At 71.2% G+C, this 14,832-nt stretch carries 14 protein-coding genes; 8 read left to right on the top strand and 6 right to left on the bottom strand.

The window, feature by feature from the left end; all coding sequences use genetic code 11:
• The first annotated feature begins 187 nt into the window (after positions 1-187).
• The 3 genes from ACIBR0_RS06725 (at position 188) to ACIBR0_RS06735 (ending at position 1,883) form a co-directional block, all read left to right on the top strand.
• Entirely contained in the window at positions 188-973 is a 786-nt protein-coding gene (locus tag ACIBR0_RS06725) for an SDR family oxidoreductase (RefSeq protein WP_396713033.1), read from the top strand.
• A gap of 37 nt (positions 974-1,010) precedes the next feature.
• Positions 1,011-1,205: a hypothetical protein gene (locus ACIBR0_RS06730; protein WP_357029558.1), complete on the top strand. Its 195-nt coding sequence runs from the start codon at positions 1,011-1,013 to the stop codon at positions 1,203-1,205.
• A 129-nt stretch (positions 1,206-1,334) separates the two neighbouring features.
• Positions 1,335-1,883: a YbaK/EbsC family protein gene (locus tag ACIBR0_RS06735; RefSeq protein WP_396713266.1), complete on the top strand. Its 549-nt coding sequence runs from the start codon at positions 1,335-1,337 to the stop codon at positions 1,881-1,883.
• A 60-nt stretch (positions 1,884-1,943) separates the two neighbouring features.
• On the opposite strand, the gene ACIBR0_RS06740 is transcribed toward ACIBR0_RS06735, so the two are convergent.
• The 4 genes from ACIBR0_RS06740 to ACIBR0_RS06755 all read right to left on the bottom strand — a co-directional run bounded on the left by ACIBR0_RS06740 (position 1,944) and on the right by ACIBR0_RS06755 (position 5,375).
• Complete coding sequence (locus ACIBR0_RS06740) at positions 1,944-2,579, bottom strand: DsbA family protein (protein ID WP_396713268.1); 636 nt, start codon at positions 2,577-2,579, stop codon at positions 1,944-1,946.
• A gap of 20 nt (positions 2,580-2,599) precedes the next feature.
• On the bottom strand, positions 2,600-3,028 hold the full coding sequence (locus tag ACIBR0_RS06745; protein WP_357029564.1) for a SufE family protein: 429 nt from the start codon (positions 3,026-3,028) through the stop codon (positions 2,600-2,602).
• 98 nt (positions 3,029-3,126) lie between these two features.
• Positions 3,127-3,552: a CBS domain-containing protein gene (locus ACIBR0_RS06750; RefSeq protein WP_396713034.1), complete on the bottom strand. Its 426-nt coding sequence runs from the start codon at positions 3,550-3,552 to the stop codon at positions 3,127-3,129.
• Between the two features lie 44 nt (positions 3,553-3,596).
• Positions 3,597-5,375 (bottom strand): proline--tRNA ligase, encoded by a 1,779-nt coding sequence (locus ACIBR0_RS06755; RefSeq protein WP_396713035.1) that lies wholly within the window; start codon positions 5,373-5,375, stop codon positions 3,597-3,599.
• 408 nt (positions 5,376-5,783) lie between these two features.
• Here ACIBR0_RS06755 and ACIBR0_RS06760 point away from each other — a divergent pair, with 408 nt between their 5' ends.
• A complete protein-coding gene (locus ACIBR0_RS06760; RefSeq protein WP_396713036.1) occupies positions 5,784-8,855 on the top strand; it encodes an Ig-like domain-containing protein in 3,072 nt (1,023 codons plus the stop codon).
• A 211-nt stretch (positions 8,856-9,066) separates the two neighbouring features.
• Complete coding sequence (locus tag ACIBR0_RS06765) at positions 9,067-11,772, top strand: hypothetical protein (RefSeq protein WP_396713037.1); 2,706 nt, start codon at positions 9,067-9,069, stop codon at positions 11,770-11,772.
• Between the two features lie 217 nt (positions 11,773-11,989).
• Here the strand turns inward: ACIBR0_RS06765 and ACIBR0_RS06770 are convergent, their stop codons facing one another.
• Both ACIBR0_RS06770 and ACIBR0_RS06775 read right to left on the bottom strand, forming a co-directional pair.
• The gene (locus ACIBR0_RS06770; protein ID WP_396713038.1) at positions 11,990-12,172 is read right to left on the bottom strand and encodes a DUF397 domain-containing protein; all 183 of its coding nucleotides are present in this window, start codon (positions 12,170-12,172) and stop codon (positions 11,990-11,992) included.
• Positions 12,163-12,966, bottom strand: coding sequence for a helix-turn-helix domain-containing protein (locus ACIBR0_RS06775; RefSeq protein ID WP_396713039.1), 804 nt, complete (start codon positions 12,964-12,966; stop codon positions 12,163-12,165). The genes ACIBR0_RS06770 and ACIBR0_RS06775 overlap by 10 nt, the downstream gene beginning before the upstream one ends.
• A 153-nt stretch (positions 12,967-13,119) precedes the next feature.
• Between ACIBR0_RS06775 and ACIBR0_RS06780 the strand changes: the two genes are divergently transcribed.
• From ACIBR0_RS06780 to ACIBR0_RS06790, 3 genes are all read left to right on the top strand, one after another.
• Complete coding sequence (locus ACIBR0_RS06780; RefSeq protein WP_396713040.1) at positions 13,120-13,473, top strand: hypothetical protein; 354 nt, start codon at positions 13,120-13,122, stop codon at positions 13,471-13,473.
• A 130-nt stretch (positions 13,474-13,603) separates the two neighbouring features.
• Positions 13,604-14,371, top strand: coding sequence for a GDSL-type esterase/lipase family protein (locus tag ACIBR0_RS06785; protein WP_357029587.1), 768 nt, complete (start codon positions 13,604-13,606; stop codon positions 14,369-14,371).
• A 2-nt stretch (positions 14,372-14,373) separates the two neighbouring features.
• Positions 14,374-14,823: a hypothetical protein gene (locus tag ACIBR0_RS06790; RefSeq protein WP_396713041.1), complete on the top strand. Its 450-nt coding sequence runs from the start codon at positions 14,374-14,376 to the stop codon at positions 14,821-14,823.
• Positions 14,824-14,832 lie beyond the last annotated feature (9 nt).

The raw sequence follows: 14,832 nt of genomic DNA on the forward strand, positions 1-14,832 counted from the left end.
GCGGGTCCGTCCCGGCGGCCTGGCTTCCCGGCGGACCGACCGTTATGCCCCCGGAGCGGCACGAAGTTCGGCCACCTCGGGCAGGAATGGACGGCGATGCTGGTGCGGTGACCCGCCGCACAGCCGGTCACGTCGACCGGTCTCGTCCCGTCATCGCGGCGGCGGGCGGGTGACAGAGGAGGGGACGATGCGGATCCTGGTGACCGGTGCCGGTGGGCGGCTCGGCGCGGTGGTGCTGCCGCGGCTGCGTGAAGAGGGGTGGGTCGTTCGGGCGACGAGCCGCCGGCCGCGTACCGACCCGACGACGGAGTGGGTCGTGGTGGACCTGGCCACGGGTGCGGGGGTGGCCGAGGCGGTGACCGGGGTGGACGCCGTGCTGCACCTGGCCTCGGCAGCGACCCAGGGACGACGCGTCCACCAGGTCGACGTGCTCGGCACCCGCCGGCTGGTCGTGGCCGCCGGGGAGGCGGGCGTGCGCCATCTGGTCTACATGTCGATCGTGGGCGTGGACCGGGTGCCGATTCCGTACTACCGCCACAAGCTCGCCGCCGAGCAGGTCGTGGCGGCCGGGTCGGTGCCGTGGACGGTGCTGCGGGCCACCCAGTTCCCCGCGTTCCTCGACGAGTTGCTGCGCGGCGCGAGCAGACTCGGCCCGGTCGTCGGGGATCGGGCGGTGCTCGCCCAACCGGTCGACCCCCGGGACGTCGCGGACCGGCTCGTCGCGCGGCTCACCGCCGGTCCCCTGCACGACATCGAGGAGTACGGGGGGCCCGCGGTGATCCGCTTCGACGAGGCCGTACGCACCTGGAACGCGGCCCGGCGGTCCCGCCGTCCGCTGCTGCCGGTGCGGATTCCCGGCGCGCTCGGCCGATCCCTGCGCGGCGGTGGTCTGGTCACCGGGGCGACGCCGCGCGGAACCCGTACGTGGCCGGAGTACCTGACCGACACGTACGGGGGATCCGGGGCAAGATGAGCCGCGTACGGATTCGCGTCCTGCCTAACGTGACCGCATGCTGGCCCTGGTCACCACCGTGATTCTGTACGTCTTCGGATTCGTCTTCCTCTACGGCGTGATCCGCCTCGCCATCCGGCACGCGCTGGAGGAGGTGGAGGTACGCCGGGTCCAGGCGCAGCGGGCGGAGGAACTGGCCGCCGCGCGCGACCGGACCCTGCTGCGGGAGAACGGCTTCCTCACCGGCAGCTGAGGGCGTGTAAGGAAGGGCCCCCCGTTAACGCCTGCGGTATAGGAAGGGCCCCTTCTTAACAACCTGCACGGCAGCGGCGTGCCGCCCGACGCGCGGAGTTCGGCGGTGGGTGCGAGGATCGCAACCGTGATGGGGACGCTGAAGACCGAACCCGCCCGTACCCGCCTCGACCTGCTGGCACCGCCGGTCGCCACCGCACTCGCGCAGTGGCCCGCCGACGCCCCGGTGGACGTCGACGACGTGCTGGTCGCGCCGATCGACGCCGACCTCGCCGACACGGCGGCCTTCTGCGCCGCGTACGAGGTGGGGCTGGACGTCTCGGCCAACTGCGTGGTGGTGGCCGGCAAGCGCGAGGGCGTCGTCCGGTACGCGGCCTGCGTCGTGCTCGCCACCACCCGCGCCGACGTCAACGGTGTGGTCCGCCGCGAGCTGGACGTCCGCAAGGCGAGTTTCGCGCCGATGGTCGAGGCCGTGGAGCTGACCGGCATGGAGTACGGCGGCATCACCCCGATCGGGCTGCCGGAGCACTGGCCGATCCTGGTGGACTCGCGGGTGATCGCCGCGCCGCACGTGATCATCGGGTCCGGCGTACGGCACAGCAAGATCGCACTTCCCGGACCGGCGCTCGGCGCGCTGCCCGGGGCGCGGGTTCTGGAGGGCCTGGCCCGACCGGCCTAGATCGTCGTCAGCGTCGATACCGTTGCACGTGAAACATCACGTGCGTCGATACCTCCGGCGTCAGTGGGTGCCCGACTCACGGTTCCGCACCTCGGTCAGGGCGGCGAGCAGGGTCTCCGGCTCCTGGGCGCCGGTCACCGCGTACCTGCCGGCGAGCACGAAGGTCGGGACGCTCGTCACGCCGAGCTGCCGGGCGGCGGCGAGTTCCTCGCGGACCTCGGCCACCCGCTCGTCGGAGTCGAGGAAGCGACGGGCCTCGGCGCCGTCCAGCCCGATCTCGGTGGCGAGCGCGGCGAGCGCCTCCCGCGAGCCCACGTCGACCCCGGCGGTGAAGTGGGCCCGGTAGAGGGTGTCGACCATGTCGGCCGCCCGGCCCTGGTCGGTGGCCCAGGAGACCAGCCGGTGCGCGTCGAACGTGTTGGCCGCTAGCGCCCGGTCGAAGTCGAGTTTCAGGCCGACGCCGGCCGCGACCTCCGTCACGTGCCCGAACATCTGCCGGGCGCGGTCCCGGCCGCCGAACTTGTCGGCGAGGGCGTCGACCAGCGGCCGGGGCTCTGGCACCGGCGACGGGTCGAGTTGGAAGGGGCGGTACCGGACGGTGACCTCACCGTCGTACGACTCCAGGGCCTGCTCCAGCCGGCGCTTGCCGATGTAGCACCACGGGCAGACCACGTCGGCATAGATCTCGATCTCCATGATCGGCATCAACTTCCTGGTCAGCTCGTCTGTTCCCGGACCTGCCGCTTGAGCCGGGCCAGGATCGCCGTGCCGCCCCGCACCCGCAGCGGAGAGATCGCCTGGGCCAGGCCCATCCGCTGGTACAGGTCGTCGGGGACCGCGAGCACCTGCTCCGGTGACGCGCCCTCCAGCCCCTCGGCGAGGATGCCGGCGAACGCCCGGGTCGTCGGCGCCTCGGGCGGGCAGTCGAACAGCGTCTCCACCGTCTTCTCCGGAGTCACCCGGGCACGCAGGAAGAAGGACGTCTGGCACTCGGGCACCTGTTCCATGCCCTCCCGGTCGGCGTGCTCGGCCGGCAGTGGCGGGATGACGTCCGCGTACTCCAGCAGCATCTCCAGCACCAGGTCGCGGGGTGCGGCGGCGAACTCGTCGACGATCTCGGCCAGTCGGGTCGGCATCTCGGGCATCCCGCCAGGCTACCGCCGGGCGGCGCGACATGACGTGGGGCGTTAAGAAGGGCCCCTTCCTCTACCGGAGGCGTTAAGAAGGGGCCCTTCCTTGCACCTCACACGGTGGGGGCCTGCTCGCTGATCTCGCCGAGGGCCGACTGGGGGTCGAGCTGCATCGCCAGGTCGCCGAGGGAGACGATGCCGACCAGCTTCCGCTCGCTGTCGCAGACCAGTACCCGTCGGATGCCACGCTCGCGCATCAGCGCGGCAGCCTCGTTGGTCGTCGAATGCTGCTCGATCATCACCACCTCGCGGGTGATGATCGAGCCGATCGTGGTGGTGCCCGGGTCGCTGCGCTCGGCGACCGCGCGGACGACGATGTCCCGATCGGTGAGCATGCCGGCGAGGGTGGCGCCCTCGGTGACCACCACGTCGCCGATGTCCGCCTCCTTCATCACCCGGGCCGCCTCGTCCAGTGTGGTCTCCGCCGGCAGGTAGATGACCTGCTTCGTCATCACGTCACTTACCCGGTAACCGGTCATGAGAGCCCTCCGCGTCATCCAGCCGATCGGGATGCGTTACCCCGTCACGCGTCGACTACACCACGTCCGCGCTCGGCCCGTACCGTCTCGACCAGCATCTCCACCAGACCGTCGACCGGCACCTCGACGCGCTCGTCGGTGGCCCGGTCGCGCAGTTCCGCGTACCCCTCGGCGAGACGGCGGCCGACCACGACGGCGCGCGGGATGCCGACCAGCTCGGCGTCGGTGAACTTGACCCCGGCCGAGACGTGCGTCCGGTCGTCGACCAGCACGCGCAGGCCGGCGGCGGCGAGGCGTCCGCCGAGGTCCAGCGCCGCGTCGAGCTGCGGGCCCTTGCCGGCGGCGATCAGGTGTACGTCGCAGGGCGCGACCGACGCCGGCCACACCAGTCCCCGCTCGTCGTGGTGCTGTTCGGCGATCGCGGCGACGGCGCGGGACACCCCGATGCCGTAGCAGCCCATGATGGGCCGGACCGGCTTGCCCTGCGGGCCGAGCACGTCGACGGCGAACGCGTCGGTGAAGCGGCGGCCGAGTTGGAAGATGTGGCCGATCTCGATGCCCCGGCGCATGGTCAACCGGCCGGTGCCGCAGGCCGGGCAGGGGTCGCCGGGCCGCACCTCGGCCGCCTCGATCGTGCCTTCGGGCGTGAAGTCCCGCCCGCAGACCACGTCGGTGGCGTGCCGGCCGGGCTCGTTGGCGCCGGTCAGCCATGCGGTGCCGGCCACCACGCGGGGGTCGACCAGGTACCGGATGCCGAGCTTGGCCATGACCTGCGGGCCGATGTAGCCGCGGACCAGCTCCGGGTGGGCGTCCCAGGCGTCGAAGACCGCCACGGTCGACGGGGCGAGCGTCGCCCCCAACCGCTTGAGGTCCACCTCGCGGTCTCCGGGCAGCCCGACGACCAGCGATTCCGCCTCCTCCGCGCCGGGCCGGCGGACGGTGAGCACCACGTTCTTCAGGGTGTCGGCGGCGGTCCAGTCGTCCCGGCCGGCCAGGCGGCGGGTGTTGGCCAGCTCGACCAGGGACGCGATCGTCGGCGTCTCCGGGGTGTCGTGCACCTCGGACGCCGGCCGGGCGTCCGGGTTGCTCGCCGCCGGGGCGGGAGTGGTCACGGCCTCGGTGTTCGCCGCGTAGTCGCAGGCGGTGCAGCCGACGTACGTGTCCTCACCGACCTCGGCGACGGCCAGGAACTCCTCCGACGCCGAGCCGCCCATCGCGCCCGACATCGCGTGCACGACCGTGTGCTCCAGGCCGAGCCGGGCGAAGATCCGCTGGTAGGCGGCCCGGTGCCGGTCGTACGCGGCCTGCAGCCCCGCCTCGTCGAGGTCGAACGAGTAGGCGTCCTTCATCAGGAACTCACGCCCGCGCAGCAGACCGGCCCGGGGCCGGGCCTCGTCGCGGAACTTCGTCTGGATCTGGAACAACGTCACCGGGAAGTCCCGGTACGAGGTGAACAGGTCCTTCACCAGCAGCGCCGCCAACTCCTCGTGGGTGGGAGCGAGCAGGTGCTCGGCACCGCGCCGGTCGGCGAGGGTGAAGATGTCGTCCCCGTACTCCGTCCAGCGCCCGCTGGTCCGGTACGACTCCGCCGGCAGCAGTGCCGGGAAGTGCACCTCCTGGTCGCCGATCGCCGTCATCTCCTCGCGGACCACCGCGGTGACCCGGTCCAGCACCAGCTTGCCGAGCGGCAGCCAGGTGTAGCCGCCCGGTGCGGCGCGGCGGACGTAGCCGGCGCGGAGCAGCAGCCGGTGGCTCGGCACCTCCGCGTCGGCCGGGTCCTCGCGCAGGGTCCGGAGCAGCAGGGTCGACATGCGCAGCAGCATTGCCGCAGCGTACGACCGTGCGGTCCGGCGGGCGATCCTATTCAGACACGTCGTCGCTCGGGGCCCGCCGCCGGCGTCGACTGGGTCGATCAGACAGCGACGACCCGCTGGGTGGACGGGCGTCGATCCGATTGGTGGACCGGGGGTGGATCCGAAGGTGCCGGTGCCGACCGGTGCGGCCGAAATTGATAACGAGCGGGCGGTTCCGGCGAGCCGCCATATCGCCACGAGGCTACTTGTTCCTACGGTGACCTCCGGCACGCCGGCAGGTGGACGTCGCCGGGGCCGACCCGGTGGTGCGATGCGGGCGCTTACAGGGGGTTCTCGATGCACATACGGAGCCGCGTCGTCGCGGGCCTGGTTGCCGGGGCTGTGGTGTTCACGGGCCTACCGGCTTCTGCGGGCACGGTGTCGGAGAAGCTCGCCAGCACTGTCGCCCTCGCCGCCCAGGCGGTGCCGGGGCACACCGGGCTGGTGCCGACCGCGCCGCGCACCGATGTCCCGAGGATCACCAACGGCGAGATCACGGACATCGAGGTGATCGGAAACCGGGTGTTCATCGCCGGTTCCTTCACCTCGATCGCCAACGTCGGCGCGACGCCGATCGCCCAGCGGTACCTGGCCTCGTACAACATCGACACCGGCAAGGTCGACACGGGCTTCCGGCCGACCTTCGACGGAGCCGTCGCCGCCGTCGAGGCATCCCCGGACGGTGCGTCGCTCTACGTCGCCGGGTCGTTCAACACCGTCGGCGGTGTCACGAAACGCAAGATCGTCCGGCTCAACCCGGTAACCGGGGCTCCGATCACCACGTTCACCGCGAACGCGAGCGCCCGCGCCACCGCGCTGGCGGTGAGCAGCACCGCGGTCTACGTGGGTGGCCAGTTCGCGACGGTGAACGGCGTGAGCCGCAGCGCTCTGGTGGCGCTCAACCCGACCACGGGCGCGGTGGACACCGGATTCAACCTGCCGCTGTCCGGCGGCATCGGCGTCGGCGGCATGCTCACCGTGCAGCAACTCAAGCTGACGCACGACCTCAGCAAGCTGCTGGTCGTCCACACCGGTCGCCAGATCGCCGGCCAGGACCGCTACGGCGTCGGTCTGGTCAGCACCGCCACGAAGGCTCTGCTGCCCTGGCGGACGCGGCTGTGGGAGGACAACCTCTCCTTCGTCGGCGGCATCCAGCGGGTCTTCGCCGGTGACATCGCACCGAACGACTCCTACTTCGTCGTCACCAGCGGCTCGGGCGGCGACCGCCCGCCGATCAACGACACCGCGATCGCCTTCCCGGTGACCGGGAACGACAACGTCGAGCCGATCTGGATCTCCCGTCACTTCGACAGCATCTACTCGGTCGCCGTCACCGAGAAGGCCGTGTACGTCGGCGGCCACTTCAGCTGGCAGGAATCGCCCACCTCCAACGTCCCGTGGCCGGGCCTCGACAACGTCGGGTACGGCACGGGCCAGGGCCTGAGCGGTTACGGTCTCGGCGACCAGGTGGTTCGCCGTGACCACCTCGGCGCGCTCGATCCGGCCACCGGCACGGCCCTCGAGTGGAACCCGGGCTCCAACTCGTACGAGGGGGAGAAGGCCATGCTGGCCACCTCGCGCGGGCTCTTCGTCGGGGGCGACGGCAACGTCAAGGGCGACAAGACGGTGGGACGGGTCGGATTCTTCGACCTTTCCCGCGCGCCGGCACCGTCGGCCGTGGACACGACGATCGTCACGCCCATCGAGGGAGCGGTGAAGTCCGCCAACCAGACGTTCGCGCTCGACGGTGGGGCGAAGGCTCCGGCCGGCGTCAACCGGGTCCAGATCGAGATCCAGAACCGTGGCTCCAAGCAGTACCTGCAGGACGACCTCGTGACGTGGGGTGCCTTCAACACCATCAACGCGACGATCGCCGCGCCGGGCGCCACCTCGACGTCGTGGTCCCTCCCGGTGTCGCTGCCCGCCGCCGAATACCTGGTGCAGGCGAGGACGGTCGCCCGGGACGGGGCGAGCGACCCCTCGAAGGCCGTCAAGAAGATCGAGACCTTCCGGTACGACGACCTGCCGCCGTCGACGTCGATCAGCTCGCCGTCCGGTGGCCTGCTCACCACCACGAGCTTCATCGCCACCGGCACCGCCAGCGACGACAAGGGCGTCAGCGCGATGACCTACTCGTTGCGCACGCCAGACAACCGGTACCTGCAGGACGACGGAACGGTCGCCCCGGTCTACAACACGTTCCGCGGCGAGCCGGACGTCGTCGGTGCGCTGTCCACCACCTGGCAGTTGGAGGTGAACCTCCCCATCGAGGGCGAGTGGAAGCTGACGGCCACCGCCATCGACACGGCCGGTCAGAGTGACCTGCGCGGTGCCACCCGCGACTGGACCGTCTCGTCCACCGGTGTTCCGCCGGCGGTGACGATCAGCACCCCCGTGCCGATGACACCGCCCACCGCTGCCGCGCCGATCACCGTCGCACCGGGCGGCACGATCACGTTCTCCGGCACCGCCAGCGACGACGGCACCGTGCGGTCGGTCGAGATCTACCTCCGCAACGCGACCACCCGGGAGTCGCTGGCCGCCGACGGCACGTGGGGCACCGACTCGATCACGGCCTACCACCGGATCTCGCCGACGAACCTCAGCGCCCCGTCGTACAACTGGTCCTACACCACGGTGCCGCTCAGCCCCGGTGTGTACGACTTCCGGGTACGGGCCACCGACAACCTGGGTCTGACGACGCCGAACGCCAACCTGGGCCGGCTCAGCGTCACCGCGCAGGTGCCGGGTGACGCGTTCCCGAACGGCCTGTTGAGCTTCACCGGTGTCGAGCAGAACGTCGAGCAGTTGCAGTTGAATCTCGCCGGCACCGCGACCGACGACAAGGGGGTGCAGGGCGTGCGGGTGGCGCTGCGCGACCTGGACACCGGCCGGTACGTGCAGCCGAACGGCACCATGGCGGCGAGCTTCGCCACGGTGAACGCCACACTCGCCTCGCCCGGCGCGACGAGCACCACGTTCACCCTGCCGATCACCCTGCCGACCAAGGGCGAGTACAGCGTCGAGGCGTGGGCCGTCGACACGGCGGGCCAGTTGGACGGCTCGACCTCCGGCGCCACCGCTCGGTACCTCGTCTACCCGGGCGACCTCGACCCGCGGCTGGAACCGAGCCTCACCCCGCAGGACGGTCAGGTCTACACCGATTCGAGGATCGTGGTCACCGGACGTGCCGTCGACGACGTCGGGATGCTGCGCGTGGACATCCAGATCGTCAACGCCTCCGGGCAGGTGATGAACTCCTCCGGCGTGTTCGGCGGCGGCTCGACCTGGATCGCGGCCTTCCTGACCAGCCAGGGTTCGCCGGGGTCGAACTTCGCCTACACGTCTCCGGTGGTCCCGGCGGGTGCCTACACCGTCTCGATCAGGGCGGTCGACAACTACGGGCAGCTGCAACAGCCACCGAAGATCATCCCCGTCACCGTCAACTGAATCATCTGGCACGACGATGGCCCCGGCGCTCAGCGCCGGGGCCATCGTCGTCGATGCGGGACCACGCAGGTCGTACCGACATGCGATCCTGTCCGCGCGGGCGACCAGGAACGCTCGTCCATCACGGGGAGAACGAATGCCTTCACCTCCGCGCGCCCATTCGCGGACAACGGCGCTGATCGTCGCATCGACACTGGCCTGTGGAGCGGCGGTGGGTCTGACGGGCGGCCCGGCCGCGGCCGCCGTGGGCGCGCCGACAGACTTGAAGACCGCCAACCAGCCGTGTGCCACCGCCGCGCCAGGGCCCTACCTGAGCCCGGTCCGGCTCAACGACGCGCAAGCCGTGGTGCTGCGGGGCACCTTCGACCGTGCCGGTGCGGGGGCCGCGCTGCAGGCCGACTTCCAGGTGTGGGACGTCGCCGATCCCGAGCACCCGCAGCAGTGGCTTCGAAACGTCGGCGACCAGAGCGACGAGGTCTACGTCCAGCTCGAAGACAACGCGAAGCAGCTCGACGGCGTCACGTACGCCTGGCGGGTGCGGGTCCTCGACGGCGCGGGCGCCTCGTCGTGGAGCAGCACGTGCCACTTCACGATCGACCGCACGGGTGGCCCGGCACCGACGGTCAGCTCCGCCGAATATCCCGCGGGAAGCTGGGACGACGCCAGCGGCGCGATCGGCGTGCCCGGTGTGTTCACGCTGACCGCGGCGTCGGAGGACACGGTCAGCTACGACTACCGGTTCCTCTCCTCGGAGCTGTCTGACAATCCCACCGAGTCGACGGTCGACGCCGACGGGCTGGGCGGTTCGGCGACCATCCGGTGGACTCCCCGCGCGGCCTCATCTCACTCACTCGTGGTGTACGCGGTCGACCGGGCCGGAAACCGGTCCCAGGCGGCCTACCACGATTTCCACGTCAAGGAGACCCGGCCGGCGGTCTTCTCGGCCGCGTACCCCGACTTGGGCCGCTCCAACCTGGACTACAACGTCGGGATCCCCGGCGCGTTCGAGCTGACCGCCACGGTCGCCGACACCGCGTCGTTCGAGTGGCGGATCGACGAGGACGGCCCGTCGGGCACCGTGCCGGTGGGCGCGGACCGGAAGGCGACCGTCATGATCGCCCCGGCACGTGGTGGTCGGCAGACCCTCTACGTCCACAGCGTCACCCGGGACGGCACGGTCCACGCCGACCGGGCCTACACCTTCGTCGTCGACAACGGTCCCACGGTCACCGGTGACGCGGGCCAGGGCGAGACGATCATCGGGTCCTCGCGCACCCTCCACTTCGCACCGCGCGCGCCGCAGGTCGAGGCGTACCTGTACTGGCTGCGATACTCCAGCATCGAGGAACGACCGGTCGAGAAGACCGTCGTCCCGGCCCGCGCGGACGGCACGGCCGACCTGACCTGGACGGCCACCGAGACCGGCGTCGACGGCATGCTCATCCAGAGCCGGAGCGCGGACGGCACGCTGTCCGAGCCGCGCTATCAATGGATCAGAGTCGACGGTGCGGCACCTACGGTGACCCGCACCGGCGGTGACGCGGTCGGTACCCCGGCCACCTTCCGGGCCACCACCCGGATGACGAACGTGGTCGATTTCGTGGCGACTTTCAACAGCGACGCGGCCACGACGCGGGTCCTCAAGCCCTCCGCCGACGGCAGCGTCACCTTCGGCTTCACGCCCACCCGGCACGACCACAACTACGTCCACGTCGTCGCCCGCAACGCCGCCGGGGTGCAGACGGAGAACGGCGTCGTGGCCTGGTCGGCCACGAACGGACCCCAGGTCAGTTCGGCCGAGTTCCCCGCCAACGGCACCGTCCGGCTCGCGCCGGGCACCTTCACCTTCACTCCGCGCCTGCCCGACACGACCGCGTACGAGTACTCGGTCAACTACGCGCCCTACACCACCCTTCCCGCCCGCGCCGACGGCACCGCGACGCTCAGTTGGACTCCACCTGCCACCGGCCAGTTCCTCCTGAACGTCCGCAGCGTCTCGGCCGGCGGCACCCGCTCGATGAGCACCCGGCACGGCGTCACGGTGGTGGCCGGTCCTCCTCCGGCGGTGACGAACCTCAAGGCCACGGGTGGCGTCGGCTCGGCCGCCCTGTCGTGGACGCTGCCGTCGATCACCGATCTCGACCAGGTGATCGTGCGGAGGTCCACGGGGACCACGCCGCCGTCGTCGCCGACCAGCGGTACGGCGGTGTACGAGGGCACGGGAGGCAGTGTCACGGCGTCGGGGTTGGCGTCGGGTACGACGTACACCTTCGGCGTGTGGGTGCGGGACCGCGGCGGCAACGTCTCCGCCGCGGCGAGCGTGACGCTGGTGGGCAGCAGGACCACGGTCTCGGCCAACGCCACGGAGATCACGTACTGGTCCATGGTGACGGTGTTCGGCACGGTGGTCCGCGCGGGCGACGGTGCGGGGATCCCCGATGTTCCGGTGCGGCTGTACGGGCGGCGCAAGGGTACCGACGTCTGGACGTTGATCACCACGCTGACCACCAGCAGCAACGGTGGTGTCACCTACAACCACAAGCCGTCGTGGAGCCTGGACTACAAGTGGGTGCTGCGCGACTCCTCGACCCATCTGGGCTCGGAGAGCGGCGCCCGTGCGGTGGGGGTCAGGGCCGACGTGACGGCCACGGTGTCGAGGACGTCCTTCGCGCTCGGCGGCTCGGTCACGATGTCGGGCAGCGTGTCGCCGGCCCACGCCGGGCAGAGGGTGTACCTGCAGCAAAACGTCAACGGCGTCTGGTCCACGGTGGCCAGTGCGACGCTCTCGTCGACGAGCAGCTACGTGTTCACCGTGACGCCCTCCACGAGGGGCACCCACACCTACCGGGTCTACCGGCCCGCCGACACCGACAACCTGGCCGGTCAGAGCGACAGCCGGAGCTTCGAGGTCACCTGACCGGAGCGATGTCATCTGTACGACGATGGCCCCGGTGCTCAGCGCCGGGGCCATCGTCATGTCGGAGCCGTCGCTCGATGCCGGAACCATCCCGGCGCGATCCGGCCCGCCCCGACGTAGATCCACTCGATGTCATTGAAGTCGGGCCGAAATTCCACCCGGACACCCCGATGTCAGTGACATCGAGTCGATCATCAGGCCTCAGACGGGTCGGTGCCTAGCGGCGCCGGGTGCCGTCGAGGAACACCCGCCAGGAACCACGTGCGAAGGTCAGGACCGGCCCGGCGGGGTCCTTGCTGTCCCGTACGCCGACGACCCCCGGCAGGTTGTCGGCCACCTCGACGCACTCGCCGTTGCCGCTGCGGGTGGACTTGCGCCAGATCGCGCCGCTCAGGTCCATGGCGTCATCACTTCCTTCATCAGCAGCGTCGACTGCCTCCGAGGCAGGGCCTCACTGCGGACGCTCTCCCACCTCGCGAGCAGGATAGCCACTTCCTCATCCCTGTCGACCGTCGTGCCGCTGAGCTGGCTCTCCAGGTGCCCGACCCATCCGCCATCGGAACCATGCGCCAGGGTGAACGGTCCTGCCAACCCGACGTGCGCACTGACCTCCGCCGGGACGACGTGCACGCTGATGTGGGGGCGCTCGGCGCACTCGATCAGATGAGCGATCTGCTGCACCATCAGGCCCCGAAACCCCTCGTCCGCCCGCCGGAGGACCGCCTCCTCGATCACCGCCACGAACTTCGGCGGATCGGGCTGGGCCAGGACGGACTGCCGGTCCATCCGCACCGCGAGCCGCTTCTCCACCTCGCCGTCGCTCAGCATGTCGTCGGCCCGGATCACCGCACGGGCGTAGTGCTCCGTCTGCAACAGCCCCGGAATGAGCGTCGGGTGGTAGCAGCGGAGCTGACGTGCGTTCTGCTCGGCCTCCAGCCAGGGGCGCAGCCAGCTCGGCTGGCCGTCCCGTTCGGCGAGCTTGAGCAGGGACATCAACAGCCCGTCCGTGCCCAGCACCTCGTCGGCGCGCTTGAGGAACAGGCGGTCGAGGGGCCGCTGCCCCAACTCGACGGCCGACACCTGGGACCCCGAGTAGTGGACCAGCTTCCCGAACTCCTCCTGACTCAGCTCGGCGTTCAGCCGTAGCCGGCGAAGTTGGGCCCGGATCAGCTCCGAGGTCGGTTCACCTTCCACAGTTCCTCCACGATCGTCCCGGCGCCCCCGGCGGGCGGGTCCGCCGACCGTCGGCGCCTCCCGAGGGGCCCCCGCACCGGCGTTGACGCCTTCCGACAGTAGCGGCGTCCTCAGCAGACTGTCACGCAGTGATTCCGCCCCGAGGAGGTCCACGTGTGCGATCCGGTCCGCTCGCTTCCCGTACCCCGGCTCGGGCCGTACGCCGATCGGCCCCGCGCCCATCCCGCGGACCGCCCGCCGCACGTGCCGTTGCGGCCCCTGTGGCTGTGCCGGGCCTGCGGGCGGCCGTGGCCGTGCGCGGAGGCCCGGCTGCTGCTGAAGGTCGAGTACGCGGACCAGCCGGTCGACCTGGCCGTCTACCTGTCGGGGTTGTACCACGAGGCGACGCACGACCTGTTCCGGCTCAACCCGCACGACGGCCCGACGCCGCGTGAGCTGTTCGAGCGGTTCGTGGCGTGGGGTCCGTACCGCCGACCCGCCATCGGGTCGCCGACGTCGGACCGGTGATGACCTCCGCCACGTTCCCCGGCGCGCGGGATCACTCCGTCGCGGTGCCGGTGCCAGACTGTCCGTTGTTAAGAAGGGGCCCTTCCTCTACCGCAGGCGTTAAGAAGGTGCCCTTCCTTGGGAGGTGGGAATGCGCTGGCGTAGTTACGTCGCGGTGGGGGACAGCTTCACCGAGGGCATGGACGACGCGTACCCGGACGGCACCTACCGGGGCTGGGCGGACCTGGTCGCCGCGCGGCTCGCGGCCGAGGTGGGACCGGACTTCCGGTACGCGAACCTGGCCATCCGGGGGCGTCTCTTCCCGGGGGTGGTGGCCGAGCAGGTGCCCGCCGCGGTGGCGATGAAGCCGGATCTGATCAGCTTCGCGGCCGGCGGCAACGACGTGCTGCGCCGGACCTTCGACCCGGACGCTCTGGTGGCCCGCTTCGACGACGTGGTGGGGCGGCTGCGCTCCGGCGGCGCCGACGTGGTCCTGTTCCGGTTCGCCGACGTGATGGCCCGCCTGCCCGGGCAGCGGCTCGTCGCCCCCCGCATCGAGCTGCTCAACCAGGCGGTCGGCGAGACGGCCGAGCGGCACGGCGCGATCCTCGTGGACCTCTACGCCGACGACACCTTCCTCAACCCGATGCTGTGGAGCACCGATCGGCTGCACCTCTCCGCCGCAGGCCACCGGCGGGTCGCCGGGCAGGTGCTGACCGCGCTCGGGGTGGGCTGCGAGGAGGACTGGCTGCTCGTTCCGGAGCGGCCGTTGCCGAAGCCGTGGCTGGCCGCCCGCGCGGACGACGTGCGCTGGGTCGGCCGGCACCTGGCACCGTGGATCAAGCGCCGGCTGACCGGCCGCTCCTCCGGCGACACGGTCACCGCCAAGCGCCCCTCGCTGACTCCGGTCACCGACTGACCGTGCTGACCCTGCACACCGCGCCTCTCCTGCGTACCGCCCCCGGCGGCCCGCCGTCGGAAGCGGCCGCCGTCGCGGTCCGGGCCGACCGCATCGTCGCGGTCGGCCCGCTGGTCCAGCTCTGTCAGGAGTACGCGGGCGCGCGCGTCCGCCGCTGGCCGGGCACCCTGGGCCCGGGGCGGGTGCACGACGCGCCGCTGCCACCCGCGCCCACGCCCCGCGAGCGGATCCACGCGCTGTTGCGGCTCGGGGTGACGGCCGTGCTGGCCGAGTACGTCGTCGACCCGATCCTGCGGGCTGCCGTCGACCGCAGTGACCTGCTGGTGCTGGAGGACGCGTCGGTGCCGCCCACGCTGGCCCCGGGCGGTCGCGCCGACCTGGCCGTCTTCGCCGACGACGGCACCTGCCTGGTGACCGTGCTGGCCGGTCGGCTCGTCCACCGCCGCGCCTGACCCCACCGG

The organism is Micromonospora sp. NPDC049497, from assembly GCF_044465805.1.
In the GTDB taxonomy this organism is placed as follows: domain Bacteria; phylum Actinomycetota; class Actinomycetes; order Mycobacteriales; family Micromonosporaceae; genus Micromonospora.